This is a genomic window from Neisseria sp. HMSC15G01 (assembly GCF_001808255.1).
GTDB lineage: Bacteria > Pseudomonadota > Gammaproteobacteria > Burkholderiales > Neisseriaceae > Neisseria > Neisseria subflava_A.
In genome coordinates this window covers 81,929-90,059 of the sequence record NZ_KV792680.1, presented here as the reverse complement: position 1 = coordinate 90,059, position 8,131 = coordinate 81,929, and the positions used below count along the sequence as shown (strand labels likewise).

Below are 8,131 nucleotides of genomic sequence, written 5' to 3'. Positions count from 1 at the left end.
GTAGCTCCCTTTCTCATTTCGCAGTGCTACAATGGCTTTAAGGGCTTCCTCTTCGTCTTCATAGTTGTAGCTCCCTTTCTCATTTCGCAGTGCTACAATGCGGCATATTGTTGGCAGCCTCTTTTAATAGTTGTAGCTCCCTTTCTCATTTCGCAGTGCTACAATAATTCGTTTTTCCTTGTACGGATTAAACGGGTTGTAGCTCCCTTATATATTTCGCTCCATCGAGGGGCGCAATTTTTTACACTTCTTATAGAACTTTAAGCCCCTTTAACTCTAGCCAGTGAAGGGGCTTTCTTATGTGCATCGCATTTTATACAGTCAATTCAGATAGTTTTTACAGTTTTGAAGAACAAAGAGCCGTTATCGTCCGCGTTTTCAAAGATGATGAGCTTGTAGAAACCGTTTCATTTCCTATTACAAATCCCAAACAAAAATATAAAACAGAAAAACAGGCTGAAGAGTATGGCCGTCTTGCTGTCCGTTCTATTTTGAACCAATGGGAGGCAGACGCATGAGAGCCGAAGAGAGAGCAGAAACGGCGGGGGCGTGTGGGGGCGCGCCTTGCGCGCCGCAAACGGCCACGCCGTTGAATGCCCCCCCTAGGCTAATAGGGGGGGAGCAAAAAAAACCTAATCCACAAAGTGGGGAGCAAACCGAAAAAACCGATCAAGTCGAATTTGAATATTTTTCCCAATACGTAACCGACGGAAAAGGCCGTTTGATAGAAATTCCGCTAAGACGCGGTAGGGAAGACGGCGCATTCATCGACCAGATCACATTTACGATACATGAGGAATCCATACCCAAAGTAACCCAAAAAGCCTATGTAACAGACGCAGAGTACCTCACAAAGTACAGCGAACTGCTGCAAGAGATTCTAGGCTTCGGCATCAGTGCCAAACTGCCTTACAAAGGCAAATTCTTCTATCAATCCTGTTATCAGCTCGGCCCGAAAAACGTTGAGTACGGCAAAGTTCACTACGGCGGCCAAAGAGAAACAATACTTGTAGAGTTGAACGGCACCGGATGCACCGCAGCTAAACCCGGTTGGGAAAACAGGCTTTATGAATTTCTGCAAAAGTGTGTCCGGCCAAAAATAACAAGGGTTGACGTAGCACATGATTTTTTCAATGGAGAGTACACGCCCGAGCAGGCTTTAACCGGTCACGATAACGGCCTTTTTGACTGCCACAACGTCCGCCCGAAAAGCGAATGTAAAGGCGTTTCTTGGAGACACGAAGATGGCAGCGGCAAAAGCTTCTATATCGGCAAACGCGGCAACGCCAAATACACCCGGATTTATGAAAAAGGCAAGCAGTTAGGCGATAAATCAAGCCCTTGGGTTCGATTTGAAACAGAGTTCAGAAACGGAGATATAGAAGTACCATTAGACATATTGATTCACGCCGGTGCGTATCTTGGCGGAGCGTATCCCGTCTGTGAACAGATATTCAAATGCGAAGCCAAGCGCATGGATTCAACGGTTAAAGAGGTCAATCTCACGTTTGAACACAAACAATTTTACGCAAGGCAGCAAGTCGGCAAATGGGTCAATTTTTTAAAAGATATCGGTTGGTCGGCTGAAGAAATCGTCAAAGATTTGACTAAAGGCATTGAAGGCTATCCCAAAGGTCTCCAGCCAGAAGAGTACGACAGCAGCACAGCCAGCGCTTTTTATATCCATGAAGAGCAAAAAGCCATAAACGACCTGAATATCGAAGTCTTAGATTTTGAATTAAATCAGGCAGTGCAATACGAGTATCCGCAAGACATGCAGAAACAGCATGAGCGCGATTTTGACAAAGAGCAGTATCAAATATCAGATCAGTTAGAAGACTGGAAATATTTATAAAACCAAAGAAAGGCTATAACCATGTTTGATCAAGTACAAGTAACCACATACCCCGCCACGCTCCTGGGCGCTAAACAGTTTAAAGGCGAGATTGACGGCAACAAAATCGACACCTGTACCGTACTTGTCGCCAGCCCCATGCCCGCCAACGGCAATAGCGTAGGCTTTACCGCTGCCAGCATGAAATTTGGCGAAAGCCACAATTTCGATCGGCTGAAAAACCTCAAATTCCCCTGTTCCGTAAATGTAACCGTCTCAATGGAATCTACCGGCAAAGGCTTAGTACCCAAGCTGCTTGATTTTGAAGTGAAAGGCGTGGCGCCCAAAGCCTAAGGCAGAAAGGCCGAAATATGAGCAGGTATCAGCAAAAATTTATCGTTCAGGAACTGGAAAACTATGAATTCATCTGCCCCGATCAGTTTGGCGACATCGGATTTACCCAAAATCTGAAAGAAGCCGGACAGTATGAAAGCTATGAAGACGCATTCAATGCCGGATTAGAAGAGATTGGCGGACATTTTCAGGTTTTCAGCTTCTATATCAGAGAAGAATAAAAGTTAACAGGCTCGGCGGGCGGTCTGTCAAACCTTCACATAGCCCGCAACAATCAAGGAATAATTATGAACAGAAATAAATTACCCCTATCATTTAAATTAAGTTTGGTTGGGTTGGTTTTTTTCCTACTGGTTTTAATTGTATCGGTTTGGTACCTGTACGGTTAAAAGACTTGCGGTCAGTCTAAAAACAACCGCATCACTTTTTTATAAACCTTTATTGAAAGGAAAACGCTATGAAACTTTTAAACGTAGCAAAAAAATATGGCAATAAAGTTATTGCTGCAACAGCCCTGACAACCGCTTCCGCCCTGGCTGCTGCCGAAGGCGTCGATTTGTCCGGTATTGGTACTACTGCTGCTGCAGAAATTGCAAAATTTGCCGTAATGGTATCTGCGATTGGTGCTGCCGTTTTGTCGGTTATCGTGTTGATGCAAGGCTTTCGCATGGCCTTTAGCATGGTTAAAACGGCTAAATAACTGAAAGGGTAGGACATGGGGTATCGCGTCGGATTGCAATGCTTTTTATCGAACGAAGAAGCGCATGATTATGTGTTGTCTCAAGTCCTACCTACCGTAACGGCGGATGGCAAATTTGTCCGACCTTACAAAAACGGCAAAGACTGGTATTTGAACGAGCAGAAAATCAATTTGAGTTTTCCGCAATGTGACATAGCAGAACAAATACAATTCGGCGTATTGGTCGGCGCGCCGTTCATAGTCTTATTGGTGCTTGTATTCGGTATCAGGATGATAAAACGGTTGATTGAATCAGTTACGGAGAATAAAGGGGGTGGAGATGATTGACTTTTGGTTTTTATACGGATTCGGCGCGGTCTGTTTGGCATCGCTGATATTTTTTTGATATTCAAAAAGGGTATAATCCCGACTTTCTGTAACCGTTACGAAAGTTAGGATTATGTTAGAAAAGAATGAAAAGGATTTTTTCTATATAACTGAATTTGAATTAGATGAATTATCTAAATTCTATTTAGAAAAACCTTTATCTTTTGTATTTTATTCATATTTAGAAGAAACTGGATATTTGAAAAAATTCTCTTTAGATAAATGTCAGAATTTTTTTAATAGAATAAATTTCAATAAGGCATGTTTTGAAGTTTTATTTAAAGATAATTCAGTTTTCACTATTGGAAATGGTGAAATAAATGTTACGGGTTTTGACAATAATTTTTCTATTAGGTTTGAGCTTTGAATCTTTTGCTGGTGATTTGCAAGTTAGAAACGGTAAATTAGCCTATCCTTTGACTGAAAAATTTAATGAAAATGGTTTCAGACCTTGGAAAATTATTGGTGGTGGAATTGATCAAGAGTATCAGTCTAGATTCGACAAATCACTTCATGTTCGCGAAGCCTCTACCGGTCTCCGTTCCGCCTCAACTGTACCCGTAACGATAGAAGCCCAAGTATCTCGAAAAGCCGTCCTTTCAGGCGCATTTCGCCTGGTAAAAGCAGGTGCAAAACTTGCTTTAAAAGCTGCTCCTTATGTTGGTGCTGCTTCATATGCTTATGATGCCTATCAGGCCGTTAATCCGTCTCTTGAATCTGCTGGATATGAATACAATGATGTAAGCAACGAGTATTTAAAAGTTTATAAAGATGCTTTATGTACGATTGATAAAGATTCCTGTGTAGGCGTTGATACATCTGTTATGCGTGCATTAAGTAAAGGTGGCGTTAGTGAAAAACAAGCTCAACAATTATTAGTAATGCAAGTTGAATCAGAATTTAAAAAGTATTTTGATAATGTCATAAAACCTAATGAACCAGGTATTTATTTTATAAATTGTTTTTGGCTCGATGGAGTAGCCTGTGAAACTAGTAAACAATCTCGATATGGTTATTATTTTCAAAATAGAGCTTTAACAAAAATTTTAGAAGAGGATGAATTTTTAAATATTGCCACTTCTATAATTGACGGAAATCCTACCCCTTTTGTAGAAGGTACGGGCAAACCTGAATATAAAGAAAATATCAAAGTCCCTGCCGGTACAGTTGTAACCATTGGCCCTGTCACTCCCGAAAATGGCAAGCCGGTGCAAATTACCATTACTTTCGGTCAAGATTCAAACGGCAAAACAAACGCAACGGTAATCACAACCCCGCGTCCCGACCTCACACCGGGCAGCCCTGCAGCTCCTAAAACCAACTCAACACCTACACCGGGAGAAAATGGCAAGCCTGGCTCTCAACCAGACCCAACGCCTGACGGTAGCCCGTCCGATAAGCCAAAACCAGATCCTGACGACAGCCCTAGCGGCAAAGACAATCCAAAACCCGACGATAAGCCCGACCCTGACAGCAAAGACGATCCAAAAAAAGATGAAGGACCTAAAGAGGATGACAAGCCCAAAGAAGACGGAGGTTTGCTTTGTAAAGTGTTTCCGAATATTTTGGCCTGCGACGAATTGCCCGAAAAAGAAGAACCTGATTTAGAGATTCCCGAAGAACAAATAGATTTGAACTTCACACCTGACAATACTTTTAGAGAGTATGGCGAATGCCCTGCTCCGGTAACGTTTCAGGCATTGGGTGCTGAATACAGAATCAGTCTTGAGCCTGCGTGTAATTTAGCTGCCATGATTAGACCCTTTATTATCGCTATGGCTTGGCTGGTGGCTTCGTTCTTCGTGTCTAGAGTTGTCAGAAATAACGCATAGGGGGATTTATGAAATTTTTAGCTGCTCTTGCTCCATATTTGATAAATCATGTTGTCAAATACATTCTGACTGCTTTAGGGGTGTCTATTATTACTTATGTTGGTTTTGATGCCCTTATGAGCAATCTTAAAAATCAGTTTATAAGCAGTATGGGCGCAGTTCCCGCCGGAGCGATCCAAATTTTTTACATTGCAGGTGGCGGCGTTGTTCTGAACATCATGTTCGGAATGCTCGCTTTTGTCGTTACGTTTAAAACTCTGTCTAAATTAAGCTTTGGCAAGAAAGGATAAAGATGGCCGCCATTACCCTGATAACAGGAAAACCAAGAATCGGCAAAACCGCCTTTGCCGTCGAACTGCTTATGTTTGATGACTATTATAAAGGCCGTAAAATCTTCTCCAACATCAACGGCCTTTTGATAGACCATCATCAACCGCCGGAAGGTCATAGCTGGGAAGACATGTATGAATGGCTGAAATGGAAAGAGAATATCGGCTCAGTTGTCATTTATGACGAAGTGCAATATTTGTTTCCGACACGTTCCAGCGGTTCAAAAATGCCTGAAAACGTCGCCTTTTTGAACATTCACGGCCATTACGGTATCGACATGATACTAATCACACAATCGCCCAAGCTGCTTGACGTGAATCTGCGCGAAGTCGTGAACAAGCATATCCATATAGCTGCAAACAAAATGGGCGGACTGACAAGGCTTGAATGGAACGAAGTAGCTTTAAACCCGACACAGCAATCAAGAAACGCCTTGTCCAGTTCGCATAAAATTAGGGAAGAGGTTCTTGAATACTACAAATCTGCAGAAGTGCATACCGCCCATTCGCACGTCAAATCAAGGTGGTATTACATCATAATCGCCATGTTGTTTATCCTGCCGTGTATCTTAGGTTTGGTCGGATTCATGGGCTATAAGATGTATCAGGGTTATAAAGAAAAAGCAGGAATAACGGCAAAGGCCGAAGCAGCAAAAGAAGATACAGGTTTCAAAAATCCGCTTGACCCTGAAAACCAAAAAGAAATGATGCCGCAAAGTGGAATTCAGGGGCAAAACCTCAAACCTGAAGATTTTGTCCCTGTTCTTGCCGAAAAGCCCGAAAGTAAACCCATCTATAACGGCGTCCGACAGGTTAAAACATTTGAGTACCCCGTCGGCTGTGTTGATGGTGGCAAAAGCGGATGTACCTGTTATTCATCGCAAGGTACACCGCTGAAAGAAATCACTAAGGCAATGTGCAAAGACTACGCCCATAATGGCCTGCCGTTTAATCCCTACAAAGAGTCCGACCACAGCTCAAACCAAGCGCAGACAGCGCCATCCGCGTCGGATACTAGCGCAGGCGTGCAAGTCGCATCACTAGGCGGCCAAAGCCCTCAAAACCTTATGTATGACGGATATGTAGAAGCAGGCGCAAAGTTCACACCGCAAAGCGGCGCGGTAGTCGAATCCGCGCAATGACAAAGGCTGTCTGAAACCAGTTCAGACGGCCTTTAAATAAAAGCTGCTTGATTCCTTTAAAAAGCGCGGCGTAAAAACCTATCTAAAGAGCAGAAACCTAAATCCCGCGATTTTTAAAGGAAGCAAGTAGCAATGGCCGCGCGGCAGAGCGCAATTTTAGAAAAGAAAGAATAGAAAAGCAAAGAGATTGAAACATCTGATATACTCAAAACGTCAGCGGTCTAGCTAACCCTGACAACATCCGCCGAGCCTGAAAGTTCCCGAATCATCAAGATTGGGAGAAAGATAAGGACGGCGGATTTTTTCATATTTAATTTGAGTAGCATCAAAGGCCAAGAGCCTGCATAGTAAGGGAAAAAATATGAGAAATACCGTAGGACTCGACATATCCGCAGAAACATTTGACGCAGTCGCATTAATAGACGGCCAAACGGCCTATAAGAAGTTCCAAAACAACCAAGACGGCATAGAAAGCCTGAAAAATTGGATAAACGGCCAAAGTATCGAAGACGGCCAAAACATTTACATCATCATGGAAGCCACCGGCAACTACTACGAAGCCGTCGCCGACAACCTCGCCGATGATTACCATGTTTCCGTTATCAATCCCCTAAAAATCAAACGGTATGCCGATTACCGTTTTAATCGAACAAAAACCGACAAACAAGACGCAAAACTAATAGCAGAATTTGGTCAAAACGCCCTAGCAAAAGACCTACCCAAGCACAAAAGGCCGTCTGAAAACATCCAAAGCCTCAAACGCCTGTTGAGCCTGCAAAACCAACTGAAAGAACAGCTGACAGCACAAAAAAACAGGCTGAAAGCAGCAAAAGACAGCTTTGTACAACAAATCCACCAAAAGCAGATAGACGAACTCAACCAGCATCTGCAAGACGTGGACGGCCAAATCAAACAAACGGCCAAAGCAGACAAAGCCATTCAAGAAACCGCCAAACGCCTACAAACCATCCCATCAGTCGGCCAAACAACGGCTATATACCTAACCGTTCATCTCCTTACCGCACATTTCAAAAACGCCAACCACTTTACAGCATTCGCTGGCATGAGCCCGCAACAGAAAAAATCAGGGACAAGCGTCAACGGCAAAGAAAAGCTGACAAGGTATGGCAACAGAAAACTACGCGGCGCCCTCTTCATGGCCGCCATGGTAGCCATGCGTCAAAATTACTTTCCCGACTTCACCAAAAGACTGCAAAAAGCCAAAAAGCCCAAGATGGTTATTATCTGCGCCCTGATGAGAAAACTACTCGTCATTGCCTATCATCTGCACAAAAACCAAACCGACTTCGATCCGAGTCGGTACAAACAAGCGTAAAGAGCCTTAACAAAAACGCAAAAGCTACGCGGATAATCGTAAAATATTCGCGCGGCCAATTGCATTCTGTAAAAATTGCAAAACTAAATAAACAGGAAAAACAATAATATACAAAAATGACAGTAAATTACTATTGCATGTTAAAGTAGCATCTTTCTCATTTCGCAGTGCTACAATAAGATAAATTTACTGTTTCTGTCTTGGCATGTTGTAGCTCCCTTTCTCATTTCGCAGTGCT

The 8,131-nt window shown here is 43.0% G+C and carries 11 protein-coding genes; all 11 read left to right on the top strand.

What is annotated here, in order from left to right:
* Positions 1-299: 299 nt before the first annotated feature.
* Positions 300-518 carry a hypothetical protein gene (locus tag HMPREF3139_RS06240; protein WP_070461282.1) on the top strand — a complete coding sequence of 73 codons (219 nt, stop codon included), beginning with the start codon at positions 300-302 and terminating at the stop codon, positions 516-518.
* The gene (locus HMPREF3139_RS06235) at positions 515-1,855 is read left to right on the top strand and encodes a replication initiation factor domain-containing protein (RefSeq protein WP_070461281.1); all 1,341 of its coding nucleotides are present in this window, start codon (positions 515-517) and stop codon (positions 1,853-1,855) included. Before HMPREF3139_RS06240 ends, HMPREF3139_RS06235 begins: the two co-directional genes overlap by 4 nt.
* Positions 1,856-1,876: 21 nt before the next feature.
* Complete coding sequence (locus HMPREF3139_RS06230) at positions 1,877-2,188, top strand: hypothetical protein (protein ID WP_070461280.1); 312 nt, start codon at positions 1,877-1,879, stop codon at positions 2,186-2,188.
* A 17-nt stretch (positions 2,189-2,205) separates the two neighbouring features.
* On the top strand, positions 2,206-2,409 hold the full coding sequence (locus tag HMPREF3139_RS06225; RefSeq protein WP_070461279.1) for a hypothetical protein: 204 nt from the start codon (positions 2,206-2,208) through the stop codon (positions 2,407-2,409).
* Positions 2,410-2,645: 236 nt separating this feature from the next.
* Entirely contained in the window at positions 2,646-2,888 is a 243-nt protein-coding gene (locus HMPREF3139_RS06220; protein ID WP_070461278.1) for a hypothetical protein, read from the top strand.
* Between the two features lie 15 nt (positions 2,889-2,903).
* Positions 2,904-3,215 (top strand): hypothetical protein, encoded by a 312-nt coding sequence (locus HMPREF3139_RS06215; RefSeq protein ID WP_070461277.1) that lies wholly within the window; start codon positions 2,904-2,906, stop codon positions 3,213-3,215.
* A 112-nt stretch (positions 3,216-3,327) separates the two neighbouring features.
* Positions 3,328-3,621, top strand: a complete 294-nt coding sequence (locus HMPREF3139_RS06210) for a hypothetical protein (protein WP_063068744.1) — start codon at positions 3,328-3,330, stop codon at positions 3,619-3,621.
* On the top strand, positions 3,575-5,086 hold the full coding sequence (locus tag HMPREF3139_RS10625) for an IgG-binding virulence factor TspB family protein (protein ID WP_083290054.1): 1,512 nt from the start codon (positions 3,575-3,577) through the stop codon (positions 5,084-5,086). The genes HMPREF3139_RS06210 and HMPREF3139_RS10625 overlap by 47 nt, the downstream gene beginning before the upstream one ends.
* Positions 5,087-5,094: 8 nt before the next feature.
* Complete coding sequence (locus HMPREF3139_RS06200) at positions 5,095-5,376, top strand: DUF2523 family protein (protein ID WP_070461276.1); 282 nt, start codon at positions 5,095-5,097, stop codon at positions 5,374-5,376.
* Between the two features lie 2 nt (positions 5,377-5,378).
* Positions 5,379-6,557, top strand: coding sequence for a zonular occludens toxin domain-containing protein (locus HMPREF3139_RS06195; protein WP_070461275.1), 1,179 nt, complete (start codon positions 5,379-5,381; stop codon positions 6,555-6,557).
* A gap of 361 nt (positions 6,558-6,918) precedes the next feature.
* Positions 6,919-7,893: an IS110 family RNA-guided transposase gene (locus HMPREF3139_RS06190; protein WP_070461274.1), complete on the top strand. Its 975-nt coding sequence runs from the start codon at positions 6,919-6,921 to the stop codon at positions 7,891-7,893.
* The last annotated feature ends 238 nt before the right edge of the window (positions 7,894-8,131 follow it).